The organism is Methylobacterium cerastii (assembly GCF_022179125.1).
GTDB lineage: Bacteria > Pseudomonadota > Alphaproteobacteria > Rhizobiales > Beijerinckiaceae > Methylobacterium > Methylobacterium cerastii.
Map to the genome: position 1 here is coordinate 191,610 of NZ_BPQG01000006.1, position 13,928 is coordinate 205,537.

The 13,928-nt window shown below is 71.9% G+C and carries 17 protein-coding genes; 11 read left to right on the forward strand and 6 right to left on the reverse strand.

What is annotated here, in order from left to right:
• Nucleotides 1-134: 134 nt before the first annotated feature.
• From MFF13_RS03000 to MFF13_RS03030, 7 genes are all read left to right on the forward strand, one after another.
• On the forward strand, nucleotides 135-854 hold the full coding sequence (locus MFF13_RS03000) for a response regulator (protein ID WP_147761399.1): 720 nt from the start codon (nucleotides 135-137) through the stop codon (nucleotides 852-854).
• A 7-nt stretch (nucleotides 855-861) separates the two neighbouring features.
• Complete coding sequence (locus MFF13_RS03005) at nucleotides 862-2,247, forward strand: ATP-binding protein (RefSeq protein WP_147761398.1); 1,386 nt, start codon at nucleotides 862-864, stop codon at nucleotides 2,245-2,247.
• A gap of 68 nt (nucleotides 2,248-2,315) precedes the next feature.
• Nucleotides 2,316-3,182, forward strand: a complete 867-nt coding sequence (locus MFF13_RS03010) for an NAD(P)-dependent oxidoreductase (RefSeq protein ID WP_147827771.1) — start codon at nucleotides 2,316-2,318, stop codon at nucleotides 3,180-3,182.
• Nucleotides 3,183-3,325: 143 nt separating this feature from the next.
• Nucleotides 3,326-3,649 (forward strand): XdhC family protein, encoded by a 324-nt coding sequence (locus tag MFF13_RS03015; RefSeq protein WP_238270761.1) that lies wholly within the window; start codon nucleotides 3,326-3,328, stop codon nucleotides 3,647-3,649.
• Between the two features lie 2 nt (nucleotides 3,650-3,651).
• A complete protein-coding gene (locus MFF13_RS03020; RefSeq protein WP_147761395.1) occupies nucleotides 3,652-4,353 on the forward strand; it encodes an XdhC family protein in 702 nt (233 codons plus the stop codon).
• Entirely contained in the window at nucleotides 4,350-5,375 is a 1,026-nt protein-coding gene (locus MFF13_RS03025; RefSeq protein ID WP_147761394.1) for a molybdopterin-binding protein, read from the forward strand. Before MFF13_RS03020 ends, MFF13_RS03025 begins: the two co-directional genes overlap by 4 nt.
• Nucleotides 5,368-5,958 carry a nucleotidyltransferase family protein gene (locus tag MFF13_RS03030; RefSeq protein WP_147761393.1) on the forward strand — a complete coding sequence of 197 codons (591 nt, stop codon included), beginning with the start codon at nucleotides 5,368-5,370 and terminating at the stop codon, nucleotides 5,956-5,958. The genes MFF13_RS03025 and MFF13_RS03030 overlap by 8 nt, the downstream gene beginning before the upstream one ends.
• 67 nt (nucleotides 5,959-6,025) lie before the next feature.
• Here MFF13_RS03030 and MFF13_RS03035 read toward each other — a convergent pair whose 3' ends face one another.
• Together MFF13_RS03035 and MFF13_RS03040 are read right to left on the reverse strand one after the other, a co-directional pair.
• Entirely contained in the window at nucleotides 6,026-6,166 is a 141-nt protein-coding gene (locus MFF13_RS03035) for a DUF2256 domain-containing protein (protein WP_147761458.1), read from the reverse strand.
• Between the two features lie 74 nt (nucleotides 6,167-6,240).
• On the reverse strand, nucleotides 6,241-7,107 hold the full coding sequence (locus MFF13_RS03040; protein WP_147761392.1) for a formyltransferase family protein: 867 nt from the start codon (nucleotides 7,105-7,107) through the stop codon (nucleotides 6,241-6,243).
• 192 nt (nucleotides 7,108-7,299) lie between these two features.
• Here MFF13_RS03040 and MFF13_RS03045 point away from each other — a divergent pair, with 192 nt between their 5' ends.
• Together MFF13_RS03045 and MFF13_RS03050 are read left to right on the forward strand one after the other, a co-directional pair.
• Entirely contained in the window at nucleotides 7,300-8,034 is a 735-nt protein-coding gene (locus tag MFF13_RS03045; protein ID WP_147761391.1) for an SDR family NAD(P)-dependent oxidoreductase, read from the forward strand.
• Between the two features lie 5 nt (nucleotides 8,035-8,039).
• Nucleotides 8,040-9,674 carry a cryptochrome/photolyase family protein gene (locus MFF13_RS03050; protein WP_147761390.1) on the forward strand — a complete coding sequence of 545 codons (1,635 nt, stop codon included), beginning with the start codon at nucleotides 8,040-8,042 and terminating at the stop codon, nucleotides 9,672-9,674.
• 7 nt (nucleotides 9,675-9,681) lie between these two features.
• Here MFF13_RS03050 and bcsS read toward each other — a convergent pair whose 3' ends face one another.
• Nucleotides 9,682-10,386: a cellulose biosynthesis protein BcsS gene (bcsS, locus tag MFF13_RS03055; RefSeq protein ID WP_238270770.1), complete on the reverse strand. Its 705-nt coding sequence runs from the start codon at nucleotides 10,384-10,386 to the stop codon at nucleotides 9,682-9,684.
• A 377-nt stretch (nucleotides 10,387-10,763) separates the two neighbouring features.
• On the opposite strand from bcsS, the gene MFF13_RS03060 reads away from it, so the two are divergent.
• Complete coding sequence (locus tag MFF13_RS03060; protein ID WP_147752932.1) at nucleotides 10,764-11,366, forward strand: exopolysaccharide biosynthesis protein; 603 nt, start codon at nucleotides 10,764-10,766, stop codon at nucleotides 11,364-11,366.
• Between the two features lie 31 nt (nucleotides 11,367-11,397).
• Here MFF13_RS03060 and MFF13_RS03065 read toward each other — a convergent pair whose 3' ends face one another.
• From MFF13_RS03065 to MFF13_RS26345, 3 genes are read right to left on the reverse strand one after another with little or no spacing between them, the layout of a single operon-like run.
• Nucleotides 11,398-12,222, reverse strand: a complete 825-nt coding sequence (locus tag MFF13_RS03065) for a metal ABC transporter permease (RefSeq protein ID WP_147761457.1) — start codon at nucleotides 12,220-12,222, stop codon at nucleotides 11,398-11,400.
• A gap of 35 nt (nucleotides 12,223-12,257) precedes the next feature.
• Nucleotides 12,258-13,133, reverse strand: coding sequence for a metal ABC transporter ATP-binding protein (locus MFF13_RS03070; protein WP_147813970.1), 876 nt, complete (start codon nucleotides 13,131-13,133; stop codon nucleotides 12,258-12,260).
• Complete coding sequence (locus MFF13_RS26345) at nucleotides 13,130-13,264, reverse strand: hypothetical protein (protein WP_281406013.1); 135 nt, start codon at nucleotides 13,262-13,264, stop codon at nucleotides 13,130-13,132. Before MFF13_RS26345 ends, MFF13_RS03070 begins: the two co-directional genes overlap by 4 nt.
• A 149-nt stretch (nucleotides 13,265-13,413) precedes the next feature.
• On the opposite strand from MFF13_RS26345, the gene MFF13_RS03075 reads away from it, so the two are divergent.
• Nucleotides 13,414-13,914: a Fur family transcriptional regulator gene (locus MFF13_RS03075; RefSeq protein WP_147752916.1), complete on the forward strand. Its 501-nt coding sequence runs from the start codon at nucleotides 13,414-13,416 to the stop codon at nucleotides 13,912-13,914.
• Nucleotides 13,915-13,928: the final 14 nt, after the last annotated feature.

The window sequence follows — 13,928 nt, forward strand, 5'->3', positions numbered from 1 at the left end:
CACGTCGCCAGGGGAACCGGCGGAAACACGCCGTTACAAATTTGCTGCCGGGACCCGTCTTCGATTGTCGCCCGTCCCGGGCCATAAGGGGTGGCGAAGTCCCGTCGGGACGTGACCGAAGACGACCGCCGCCGATGAACGCGCCCGCCAACCCGCACATCCTGATCGTCGAGGACGACCGCGAGATCGCGAACCTGGTGGCGCGCTACCTGCGCGGCAACGCCTGCCGCGTGACGCTGGCCGGCGACGGCGCCGAAATGGACCGCGCGCTCGTCGACGGCCGGGTCGACCTCATCGTCCTCGACCTGATGCTGCCGGGCGAGGACGGCCTCAGCCTGTGCCGCCGCCTGAGAGAGAATTCCGCGATCCCGATCCTGATGCTCACGGCCAAGGCCGAGGAGATCGACCGTATCGTCGGCCTCGAGATCGGCGCCGACGACTACCTCGCGAAACCCTTCAACCCGCGCGAGCTGCTCGCGCGCATCCGTGCCGTCCTGCGCCGCACCGGCAACGAGGTGGCGGAGGAGGAGGGCGTGCGCCGGATGCACTTCGTCGGCTGGACGCTGGACGTCTCCCTGCGGCAGGTGCTGAGCGCGGAGGGCGCGCGCATCTCGATCACCGGCGCGGAGTTCGACCTGCTCCACGCCCTGTGCCTGCGCCCCGGCCGCGTGCTTTCGCGCGACCAGCTCCTCGACCTGACGCAGGGGCGCAGCGCCGGCCCGTTCGAGCGCAGCATCGACGTGCTCGTCAGCCGCATCCGCCAGAAGATCGAGCGGGATTCGCGCAATCCCGAGATCATCCGCACGATCCGCTCCGGCGGCTACCTGTTCACGCCGGACGTGACCCGGTCATGAGGTTCACATGAGCTTCGGTGGCATCAGGGCGCGGTTGCGGCCGCGCAGCGTCGCCGGGCAGATCGCGCTCCTCGTCGTCGCGGCGATCGTCGTCGCCCACGCGGTCGCGACCACGGCCTTCGTGCTTCTGCGCGAGCCGTGGCGGCCGGACGACCACCCCGGCGTCGCGGCCGGCCGCCTCGCGATCGTCGCGCGCCTGCTCGACTCGGCGGCGCCCCAGGACCGTGCGACTCTCCTCGCGAACGCGGCCCGCAGCGTGCCGAACCTCCAGATCGCCCCCTGGAGTGAGGCCGCGCCGACGGACGACGGCTCCGACCGTCCGGTCGTCCGCCGCCTGCGGAACGGGTTCGGCCGGGCGCTCACCGTGGTCGACATCGGCACGCCCGAGATCCGCAAGGCGGGCTACCTCCGGCTCGGTATCGCGACGCCGAACGGCGCGCGGCTGCAGGCGAGCCTGCCGGACGACCCGCTGCGCCCGCCGCACGAGGGCGCGATTATCTTCACCGTGATCTTCCTCGCCCTCACCCTGGCCCTGCTCTCGGTCTGGGCGACGCGGGCGCTGACGGCGCCGCTGGCGCGGCTCGCGGGCGCGGCCGAAGCCTTCGGCACCGGCGACGACCACGCGGCCCTGCCTGAAGCCGGCCCGCAGGAGGTCATCGCCGTCTCGCGCGCCCTCGACCGGATGCGCAACCGGGTGCGGCGCCTGATCGACGACCGCACGCAGATGCTGGCCGCGATCAGCCACGACCTGCGCACCCCGATCACGCGGCTGCGCCTGCGCGCGGAATTCATCGACGACGATCACGCCCGCACCATGACGCTGCGCGACCTCGACCAGATGAACGCGCTGGTCGAGGCGGCCCTTTCCTTCGTCCGCGACGGGCAGGGCGGCGCGGCGGGCGCGCGGACGCTCATCGACCTCGCCTCGGTGGTGCAGACCGTCTGCGACGGCTTCCTCGACGTCGGCGCCGACGTCGCGGTGACGCAGAGCCGGCACGTGCTGGTGCGCGGCCGGCCGGACGAGCTCGAGCGCGCGATCACGAACCTCGTGGACAACGCGGTGAAGTACGGCGGCGGCGCCCGCCTCGCCATGGAGCAGACGCCGCGCGGCGTCCGCATCGTCGTCGGCGACACCGGCCCCGGCATCCCGGATTCCGAGCGCGACGCCATGCTGCAGCCGTTCGTGCGCGGCGACCGGGCGCGCAACCTCAACGACGCCAGCGGCTTCGGCCTCGGCCTGTCGATCGTGCTCGCCATCGTCGAATCGCACGACGGCTGGCTGACCCTGACGAACCGCCCCGAAGGCGGCCTCGCCGCCGCGATCGAGCTGCCGCTGGCAGCCGCCGTCGCGCCCGAGCGCATCGAGACCCGGATCGCCGCCGCAGCGGAATGAGCGACGCGGCCTGCATCGCAGGCGCGCGAGCGGCGTTGAGGCCGAGAGGCATCGAAAGGCAGCACAGCATGGACGTCGGTTTCATCGGGCTCGGGCGCATGGGGCGCGCCATGGCGGCCAAGCTCATCGAGGCCGGGCACACGGTCCGGGTCTGGAACCGCTCGCCGGGCGTCGCGCAGGAGATCGTGGGCGCCACGCCGGTAGGAACCGCGGCCGAAGCGTTCGCGGGCGACGCCGCCATCACCATGCTCTCGGACGACGCCGCCCTGCGCTCCGTGATCGTCGAGGGCGGCTTGCTCGACGGCGCCGGCCGGCCGGGGCTGCACCTGTCGATGAGCACGATCTCGGTCGCCCTGGCGCAGGAACTCGCGGCCATCCACGCGCGGGCCGGCATCGCCTATGTCGGCGCCCCGGTGTTCGGGCGGCCCGACGCGGCCGCGGCCGGCGCGCTCAACATCGTCGCAGCAGGCGATGCCGCGGCGATCGAGCGCGCGGGTCCGCTCCTCGACGCGATGGGCACGAAGACGTGGCGTTTCGGCACCGAGCCGCATCAGGCCAACGCCGTGAAGCTCGCCGGCAACTTCATGCTGGTCTCCGCCATCGAGGCGATGGGCGAGGCCGCCGCCTTCGCCGAGGGGCACGGCGTGCCGGCCGCCGACCTGCTGACGATGCTCACCGGCACGCTGTTCGCCTCGCCGGTCTACAAGGGCTACGGCGCCTCCATCTCGGCGAGCCGCTACGAGCCGCCGGGCTTCGGGCTCAGGCTCGGCGCCAAGGATATCGGCCTCGTCCTCCGCGCGGCGGAGGCGGCGAACGTGCCGATGCCGTTCGCCGGGGTGCTGCGCGACAACCTGATCGACGCGATCGCGCATGGCGACGGCGACAAGGACCTCGCGGCGCTGGCCACCGTGGCGACCCGGCGCAGCGGGCGCTGAGGCTCGCGCCGTCCCTCACTCCGCGCGACGGCGCCGTCGCCGGCGCCTTGCGCCCGGCCCGCGATGCCATACCTGAACCGTGCGGCCCGCGGATCGGGCTCTCGCACCCACGGGCCGACGCGCGGCCTTGCCGAGGCACGCCGATGATCTCGACCGAATCCGACATCCTCAACACCGCCGCGGCCTGGCGCCGCGACGGCCGCGCGGTGGCGCTCGCCACCGTGATCGAGACCTGGGGCTCGGCTCCGCGCCCGGTCGGCAGCCACCTCGTCGTCGAAGAAGACGGCAACTTCCTCGGCTCGGTCTCCGGCGGCTGCGTCGAGGGCGCGGTGATCACCGAAGCCGCCGACGCGATCGCCGACGGCAAGCCGCGGGTGATCGAGTTCGGCGTCGCCGACGAGACCGCGTGGCGGGTCGGGCTCTCCTGCGGCGGTCGTATCCGCATCTTCGTCGAGCGGATCGACTGACCATGCGCGCCGACATCCTGGAAGGCTTGAACGCCGAGCGCGCCGGACGCCGCGCCGCGATCCTCGTCACCGATATCGCGGACGGCACGCAGCGCCTGGTGCGGGAAGCCGACATCGCCGGCGACGCCCTCGCCGAACCCCTCGGCCGTCACCTCGCCGCCGGCCGCAGCGGCCTGATCGAGGCCGGCGGCCGCACGCTGTTCCTCACGGTGCAGGTGCCGCCGGTCCGCCTCGTCGTGGTCGGCGCGGTGCACATCACCCAGGCGCTTGTGCCGATGGCCGCCGCCCTCGACCTCGCGGTGACGGTGATCGACCCGCGCACCGCATTCGCCAGCCCGGAGCGCTTTCCCGGGGTCGAACTGGTCGCGGATTGGCCTGAGGCAGCGTTCGGCGGCGCGGTGCCGCCGCTCGACCGCTACTGCGCGCTCGCCGCGCTCACCCACGATCCGAAGATCGACGATCCGGCGCTCAAGGCGGCGCTGTCTGCCGAATGCTTCTACATCGGGGCCCTGGGCTCGCGGAAAACCCACGCGGCGCGGGCGGTGCGGTTGATCGAGGCCGGCTTCTCCGAGGCGCAGATGGCGCGCATCCGCGCGCCGATCGGGCTTGCCATCGGTGCCGTGAGCCCGGCCGAGATCGCGCTTTCGGTGTTGGCCCAGGTGGTCGCCGCCCTGCGGCGGGCGCCGCGCGAGGCGGCCTCGTGAAGTTCGGGCCGGTTCCGGTCGAAGCGGCCCTCGGCCTGATCGCGGCCCACACCATCAAGGCCGGCGGCGCGACCCTGCGCAAGGGCCGGACGATCCTGGCCGAGACCGTGGCCGGGCTCGAAGCCGAGGGCGTGCGCGACCTCGTCGCCGTCGCCCTCGAACCCGGCGACGTCGGCGAGGACGCGGCCGCCGAAACGCTGGCGCGGCACCTCGCCGGCGCCGGCCTGCGCAGCGAGGCGCCGTTCACCGGGCGCTGCAACCTGTTCGCGAACGAAGCCGGCGTGCTGGTGGTCGATCGCGCGGGCATCGACGCGGTCAACGGCGTCGACGAGGCGATCACCGCCGCGACGCTGCCGCCGTTCAAGCCCCTCGTCGCCGGCGAGATGGTCGCGACCATCAAGATCATCCCCTACGCGGTGGCGGGAGACGCCTTGGCGCGCGCCTGCGCCGCCGCGTCGCCCGGGGCGCTACGGGTCGCACCCTACCGTCGGCGCCGGGTCGGGGTGGTCTCGACGCGGCTGCCGAGCCTCAAGGAGACGACGATCGACGGCACGCTGTCCGCGCTCGCCGCGCGGCTCGCGCCTACGGGTGCGGAGATCGTCGCCGACATCCGAGTGCCGCATTCCGCCACCGTGGTCGCCGACGCCCTGTCCGCGGCGATCGACCAGGAAGGCGCCGACCTCGTCATCGTGTTCGGCGCGTCCGCCATCGCCGACCGGCGCGATGTCATCCCGGCCGGCATCGAGGCGACCGGCGGCGCGGTCGTCCATTTCGGCATGCCGGTCGATCCCGGGAACCTGCTGCTGCTCGGCGCGTGCCGGGACGTGCCGGTGATTGGTGCGCCCGGCTGCGCCCGCTCGCCCAAGGAGAACGGCTTCGACTGGGTGCTGCACCGCCTGCTCGCCGACCTGCCCGTCACCCGCGCCGACATCGTCGCGCTGGGCGTCGGCGGCCTCCTGATGGAGATCGTGTCGCGGCCCCAGCCCCGGTCCGGCGAGCCGAGCGCGGCCGACGATGCCTGAGGCTGCCGTCGGCGCCGTCCTGCTCGCCGCCGGGCGCGGGACGCGGTTCGGAGCCGAACCCAAGCTGCTCGCTCAACTCGACGGCAAGCCGCTGGTGCGCCACGCCGCGGACGCCGCGCTCGCGGCGAAGGCCCGCCCGGTCGTGGTGGTGCTCGGCGCCCATGCCGCGGCGGTGCGGGCGGCGCTCAACGGGCTCGACGTGGCGTTCGTGGAGAACGCCGCCTTCGCCGACGGCCTCTCGACCTCGTTGCGGGCCGGGCTCGCCGCGTTGCCGCCCGGGACCGACGCCGCAGTGATCCTGCTCGGCGACATGCCCCGGGTGACGCCGGGGCAGATCGATCGCCTCGTCGCCGCCTACCGCGCGGCGCGACCGGCGCCGGCCGCGATCGCGCCGGTGGTCGAAGGGCGCCGCGGCAACCCGGTCCTGCTCGACCGGCGGGTACTCGCCGACGCCCTCGCAGGCCTGTCAGGCGACCACGGCGCCGGCCCGTTGCTGAAGGGCCGCATCGACGTGCTTGAGGTTCCGGGCGAGCCCGGAACGGCCCTCGACGTCGACACGCCGGACATGCTGGCACGCCTCTAGATTCTTGTCGCTGCAAAGGGTCTTCGCGCGCATCGCCATCGGTCGCGGTTAAAGACGCCTTGAGCGCTCAGGCCTTCTTCGCCTCGCTTCGACACCGATCCGAGCAGTAGCGAACCTCGTCCCACACCCGCTCCCACTTCTTGCGCCAGGTGAAGGGGCGCCCGCACTGCGCGCAGATCTTCGTCGGCAGGTCGCCCTTGCGGACCATCTTGCCCGAGCCGTTCTTGCCCGAGCCGTTTTGGCCGGCCTCACTATTGTCTCCGCCGCGCCGCGCCATCCCCGTCATCGTCCGATCTGTTCGGCCTCGGCGACGCCCACCGGCGACCAGCGCGTGATCTGGATGAAGCCGTCGCGGGCCGCGACCACCACGTGGCGCCTGTGGCGGTGGACGACCGTGCCGGGCGCATGCTTGTGCGCCTCGCGCCAACCCGCGGCCTCGGCGACGTAGACGCGGGCGTCGCCGAGGCGCGCCAGCGTCTCGATCGTGCCGAAGGCCCGCACCCGGCGCAGGATCGCGGCGACGTCGGCGCGGAAGTCGAGGGTGCGGTCGACGTCGCTGGCGCGTGCCCAGTACGAGCCGTCGCCCTGCGGCTCGGGCCGCCGCCACCGCGCCGGCAACTCGCGCCCGAGCGGCCCGATGGCGAGGCGCTGCGCCGCCATCTGGCACTTGGCCAGCAGCGTCTCGTGGTTCTCCAGCGTGTCGAGCGGGAACAGGTCCTGGGCGAGGATGTCGCCGGTGTCGAAGCCGTCCTCGGCGAGCACATGGGCGGTCACGCCCCAGGTCTCGAAGCCCTCCTCCACCGCCCGGAACAGCGGGTAGGGGCCGCGCCCCGTCGGCAGCGGCGAGGGGTGAATGTTCAGCCCGAAGGCGGCGCGGGTGCGCCACCCGGTGATCAGCCAGGGATAGCCGGCGACGACGAGCGCCCAGTCGCGCCCGTGGGCGGCGTTCAGCGCATCGAGATCCGACGCGCGCAGGCGCGAGAGCTGGATCGGCACCCGCAGCTGGCGGGCGCGCGCCACCACCACGTCGTTGTGATCGTAGAGGCCGTCGCAGGGGCGGGTGAACAGCTTGATCGGTGTCCAGCCGGCCTCGATCAGGCCCTCGAACACGCCGCCGAGGAAATCGATGCCGGCGAAGGCGAACTTCATGGGCCTGGATTCTCCGGCTGTCCCAACGGGATGCGACCTTGTGGAACGGCCGCGCCGACCGCCGCCGACTCCCCCCTCCACCACGATGCCTTAACTTCATCTTGCCGAACCGTCTCCACCGACAAGGGGCGTTCGGCGCCAAGGGACGTTCTGGGCCAATGGACGTTCTGTGCCATGGACGGGGGAGCGAGCATGCGACGGGTTCTGATCTACGGCGGCACCGGCGGCATCGGCCGGGCGACGGCGGACGCCCTCCGGCACCGCGGCTTCTGCCTGCACCTCGCCGCGCGCGACCGCAGCCGGCTGGACGCCGCCGCGGCGGAGCTCGGCGAGACCACCGTGACGGCCGGCGACGTGACCGACCCGGACTTCTTCGCGCAGGCGACGGCGGAGGCCGGCGACGCCCTCGCCGGGCTCGTCTACGCGGTCGGCACGATCAACCTGCGCCCGCTCGCTCGCCTGACGCGGGCGGATGCCGAGGCGGATTTCCGCATCAATGCCCTCGGCGCCTTCTCAGCGATCCAGGCCGCGGCCGGCGCGCTCAAGGCCGGCGCCGGCGAGGCGGGCGCGGGCGTCGTGCTGTTCTCCACCGTAGCGGTGGCGCAGGGCTTTCCGGCGCATGCCTCCGTCGCGATGGCGAAGGGCGCGGTCGAGGGCCTCGCCCTGTCGCTGGCCGCCGAGCTCGCGCCGCACGTGCGCATCAACGTGGTGGCGCCCTCGCTGACCCGGACGCCGCTCGCGGCCGCGATCACCGGCAACGCCACCCTGGCGCAGGGTATCGCGGCGATGCATGCGCTCCAGCGCCTCGGCACCCCGGAGGACATCGCGGGGCTCGCCGCCTTCCTCGTGTCGGCCGAGGCCGGCTGGATCACCGGGCAGATCATCGGCGCCGACGGCGGCCGCTCGATGTTGCGGACCAAGGGCTGAGGCGCTTGGCTCCACAAAAGTCGGCCCCGCGAAAGTCCCCTCGCGCCAAGACCCTGCGCTTCGTCCTCGGCGACCAGCTCAACCGCCGCGTGTCGAGCCTCGTCGACCTCGACGACGGGGACGTGGTGCTGATCGTCGAGGTGATGGCGGAGGCGACCTACGTCCGCCACCACAAGCAGAAGATCGCGTTCCTGTTCTCGGCGATGCGCCACTTCGCGGTCGAGCTCGAGGCCGAGGGCATTGCCGTCGACTACGTCCGCCTCGACGATCCCGGCAACACGGGCAGCTTCACCGGCGAACTCGAACGCGCGGCGGCCCGGCACGCCCCCACGCGGGTCGTGGTGACGGAGCCCGGCGAGTGGCGCGTCTGGGCGATGATGCAGGACTGGCGCGACGACCTCGCCGTGCCGGTGGAGATCCGCGACGACAACCGCTTCCTGTGCCCGCGGCGCGAGTTCGCCGACTGGGCCGGCGACCGGCGGGCGCTGCGCATGGAGACGTTCTACCGCGGCATGCGCCGCCGCACCGGGCTGCTGATGGACGGCAAGGAGCCGGTCGGCGGCCAGTGGAACTTCGACGCCGACAACCGCAAGAAGCTACCGAAGAACCACGCGGTGCCGAACCGCCTGCGCTTCGCGCCGGACGCGACGACGCGCGAGGTCTTCGCCCTCGTAGAGCGCCACTTCGCAGGGCATTTCGGCGACCTCGACGGCTTCGGATGGCCGGTGACCCGCGGCGAAGCCCTCGACGCCCTGAAGCACTTCATCGCCGACGGGCTGCCGACTTTCGGCGACTACCAGGATGCGATGAAGGCCGGTGCGCCGTTCCTCTACCACGCGCTGATCTCGCCACCGCTCAATGCCGGCCTGCTCACCGCGGAGGAGGTGTGCCGCGCCGCCGAGCGCGCCTACCGCGAGGGCGCCGCGCCCCTCCATTGCGCGGAGGGCTTCATCCGTCAGATCCTCGGCTGGCGCGAATACGTGCGCGGCCTCTACTGGGCGCGGATGCCGGCCTACGCCGAGACCAACGCGCTCGATGCGACACGCGACCTGCCGTGGTTCTACTGGTCGGGCGAGACCGAGATGAACTGCCTGGCGCAGGTCGTGTCCGAGACCCGGGCGCACGCCTACGCCCACCACATCCAGCGCCTGATGGTGACCGGCAACTTCGCTCTGCTTGCCGGCCTGGCGCCGGCCCAGGTCGAGGAATGGTACCTCGTCGTCTTCGCCGACGCCTACGAGTGGGTCGAGCTTCCCAACGTCCACGGCATGGTGCTGTGGGCGGATGGCGGCGTGATGGGCTCGAAGCCCTACGCGGCGTCGGGCGCCTACATCAACCGGATGTCGGATTACTGCGGCGCCTGCCGCTACGACGTGGCGAAGAAGGCCGGACCGGACGCCTGCCCGTTCAACTACCTGTACTGGAACTTCCTGATGGCCAACGCCGACCGGCTCGAGGGCAATCCGCGCCTCGCCATGCCCTACCGCTCGCTCGCCAAGATGACGCCGGCGCGCAAGGCCGAGATCGCATCCGATGCGGCCTCGTTCCTCGACGGCTTGAGCGCGGACGCGCCGTCCGCGTCACGTGCGATTCCCGATGAGGCCGGTAGGCGCTCGAAGGATCAGCTCCGCATCTTCTGATATCGGCCTATCGGAGCGGGCTCCAAACCGACAAAGCCACGTAGGGGCTCGGCCGCCGTGCGTTGCTCTCGATCTGGACGCCGCCCGAGACGCGAAAATTGTAGGCGCTGATTGCGAAGTCGGTGGCGTGGAGCCCGACGTTCCACTTCGTATAGCCGGACCGGTCGGCGTAGAGGCTGGCCTCCGGACCGAGGTAGGCGCCCCAGGCGCGATAGCCGAGGCCGATCCGGGACCAGGCCGAATCGCGGGCCGAGCCGAGCACCAAGGTGGCCTGGACCAGGGTCTCGTCGGTCGGGCGCGCCCAGACCTCGCCGTGCAGGCGCAGGCCCCACTGTACCGGCAGCGTCGCCTCGCTACGGCCGTCGATCAGGGCCTCGATGGCGCCTTCGGGGCCGGCGTAGAGGGCAACCACGCCCCATTCGGAGAACCATTGATAGCCGACCAGCGTCGCACCGAGCGCGGTGTAGCGCGACAGGCGCACGGGCCCGGACGTCGATGCGCAGACGCAGGGCGTCTCGTTGCGCCGTCCCCCGCCGACGCTCGCCAGCACGGCGAAGCCCGGGCGATCGAGCCTGTCGAGCGCGACCTTGGCGCCGACCGATAGGAAGTTCGCTGCGCCCGCATCGAGGCTGCCGAACAGGAGGGTGTCGACCTCGCCCGCGCACGCCGTGGAACATCCCGGCGCTGTGACTGCGAGCACGAGGCCCGCCACGCGCGTAGCGATCCACCGCCGTCCCGTCGATGCAGCCGGGCATCTCAACGCCGCGCCCCTCATTCAGGAACAAGATCTCAGTCTTTCGACGCGACGATGATGATTGTCGCGTGACCCGCCGTCTTCTCGATTCCGTTGCGGGCATCATTTCGGGGATGATCTGTTGTGGATTTATCAACCTCATGGGCGTCGAATTTACTTCAAGTCGGCAAATGCGTAAGCCGAGCAACTTGAAAGAAAATGTTCTTTGAGGTGGGTTTGCCAGCCTATCGACGATCGACGTCCGACGCGCTCGCACGGCCGCGGGGAAGCGGCGCTTGGCGGCGGTGCGGAACTCGGCTAGAGCCCGCGCCGGGACAGCAACCTGCGGCCACGTTTTGTATTCCGGTGCCCGAACGTCCGACGTCCTCACGGTTCTCGCCAACCAGGAGGGGGACCGCCTGACCGTCGGCGACATCGTCGCGGTCTTGCGGGATCGTGCCTTCGCGCTGCTGGTGGTGCTGCTCGGCCTGCCGAACTGCCTGCCGATGCCGCCGCCGATCCCGCTGGTCTGCGGCCTGCTGCTGCTCCTCGTCGCGGTGCAGATCGCGATCGGCAAATCCTCGCCTTGGCTGCCGAAGGCGCTGCTCGGGCGCTCGGTCGCCCGAAAGGACGTGGAGCGCGCGGTCAAGCGCGCCGTGCCGGTGTTGCGGCGGCTGGAGCGGTGGTCGCGGCCGCGGCTCAGCGTGTTCGAGACGGCGCTCGGCATGCGCGGCATGGGCATCGCGCTGCTGACACTGTCGCTCGCCCTGATCGTCGCGGCGCCGGTGATCGGCCAGATTCCCCTCGGCCTCGCGGTCTGCCTCGTCGGCCTCGGGCTGGTCGAGCGCGACGGCATCCTGGTGCTGGTCGGGCTGGGGATCGGAAGCCTCGGCGTGCTGCTCAACGCCGGCTTCGCTTACGCGATCGTCGCAGGGATCATCAGTCTCTTCCACCTCTGAGCCGAAACGCTCCGAATCGCATCGCTTGAGTTCACGCCTCGAGGTGTCTCGGCTTGACGAGGCGGTAGAGCAGACCGCCGCGCGGGCCGGCCAGCATCGACACGAGATACAGGGCACCCGCCGCCAGCACGATCGCCGGCCCGGTCGGCAGGTCGAGATGGTAGGACAGGCTGAGGCCGGAAAAGCTCGCCAGCACCGCGATCAGCATCGAGGCCGGGATCAGCGTGCCGAGGTCGCGCGCCCAGAACCGGGCTGCGATCGCCGGAAGCAGCATCAGGCCGACCGCGAGCAGGGTGCCGAGCGCCTGGAACCCGCCGACGAGGTTCATCACCACCAGGCCGAGGAAGGCGTAGTGCACCGGGCCGCCGCTGCGACTCACCGTGCGCAGGAACAGCGGGTCGACGCATTCCATCACCAGCGGGCGGTAGATCAGGGCGAGGCCGAACAGGGTCGCCGTCGCGATGCCGCCGAGCAGCAGCAGCGCCGGGTCGTCGAGGGCTAGCACCGTGCCGAACAGGATGTGCAGCAGGTCGATCTGCGATCCGCGCAGCGACACCAGCAGGACGCCGGCGGCGAGCGAGATCAGGTAGAACGCGGCGAGGCTCGCATCCTCGCGGATCACGGTGGAGCGTGTGACGAGGCCGGCGAGCAGCGCGACAGTGAGCCCGGCCACCAACCCGCCGAGCGTCATCGCCGGCAGCGACAGGCCGGCCACGAGGAACCCGACCGCGGCGCCGGGCAGGATCGCGTGGCTCATCGCCTCGCTCATCAAGCTCATCCGGCGCAGCATCAGGAACACGCCGACCGGCGGCGCCGAGATCGACAGGGCGAGGCAGCCGACCAGCGCCCGGCGCATGAAGCCGAACTCGACGAACGGCGCAACGAGATCGATCACGCCGCAGTCTCGCGCTGTTCGGTGGAGGCCGAGTGGTGATGTCCATGCCCATGCCCGTGCTCGTGGGCATGGGCGTGGTCGTGCCCGCCTCCCGGTGCGTCGAGCCCCGCCGCGGCGTGAGCGTGGTCGTGGGCGCAGATCGCGGCATCCTCGTCCCAGGCCTCCGACAGGCGGGTGGCGCGGGCGAGGTTCTGCGGCGACAGCACCGACGCGGTCGCGCCCCAGGCCACCGGCTCGCGGGCGAGCAGCAGGGTTTTTGGGAAATGCGCACGCACCTGCGCCAGGTCGTGCAGGGCCGCGACGATGGTCCGGCCCTCGCCGTGCCAGGTGCGGATCAGCGCGATCAGGTCGTCGGTGGTGCGTGCGTCGACCCCGGTGAAGGGTTCGTCGAGGAGGATCACCTGCGCGTCCTGCAGGATCAGGCGGGCGAACAGCGCCCGCTGGAACTGCCCCCCAGAGAGCGTCCCGATCGGGCGCGCCTCGAAGCCGGACAGGCCGACGGCCTCGAGCGCCCGCTGGACGGCGCCGCGATGGCCGAGCAGGCTGCGCCAAGCGCCGGAGCGCCGCCACAGGCCCATGCTGGCGAGATCGAGGACACTCAAGGGGAAGCTGCGATCGATCTCGTCGGCCTGCGGCAGGTAGGCGAGGGTGCGCGCCGGCATGCCACGCAGGATCTGCCCGTCGAGGCTCGGGATGTCGCCGATCAGCCCCTTGAGCAGGGTCGACTTCCCGGCGCCGTTGGGTCCGACCAGGGCGAGCAGGTCGCCGCGGCGGATGGTGCCGTCGAGGTGATGCACCGCCGGATGCCGGTCGTAGCCGAGCGTCAGGCAGTTCAAGCGGATGTCGCCGGGGGTCGGCGCGCCCGCACTCATGTGCCGAGCGTCCAGGCGATCGCCAGCCACAGCGGCCCGGCGAGCGCGGCGGCCAGGCCGAGGCGGAACGCCAAGCCGCTGTGGAACAGCGACGCGGACGAGGAAGCCGGCGGGCGTGATCTGGGTCTCAAGGGAGGCGATCTTGATCGAGGGGCGCGAAGGCCGGGCGTCGATCCGTTGCCCGGACCGGGTGCGCGGCCTATAATCTCCGGTGATACACTGTAACACCGGCAGCGTTCAATCGCGGTCGGGACGCCAAGGCTGGGACGCAAGGAGCGGAATGCACGACCACGCCGGGCACGAGGGAGGCGCGTGCGGGGCCGACCACGCCGCCGCGACCATGGCGCGTGCCGAGAAGCTCTGCCGCGACCGCAGCCTGCACTTCACCAAGCTGCGCCACGACGTGCTCCAGGCCGTCGCCGAGACCGGCAAGCCGATGGGGGCCTACGACATCGCCGAGCGCCTCAGCGGGCCCGAGCGCCGGGTGGCGGCGGTGTCGGTCTATCGCGCGCTCGACTTCCTCACCGAGAACGGCCTCGTCCACCGCATCGCCAGCCGCAACGCGTTCGTCTCCTGCGCGCACGAGCACGGCGCCGGGGAGGGGCTGGTGTTCCTGATCTGCCGAAGCTGCGGCGGCATCGACGAGACCACGTCGCCGGAGATCGAAGCCGGGCTCGGCCGCACCCTGGAGCGGGCAGGCTTCCGCCCCGCGAGCCGCATCCTCGAAGTCGAGGGCGAGTGCGGCGCCTGCCATGGGCGACAGGGCGACGACGCGCATTGAGGGAGACGGCCGGC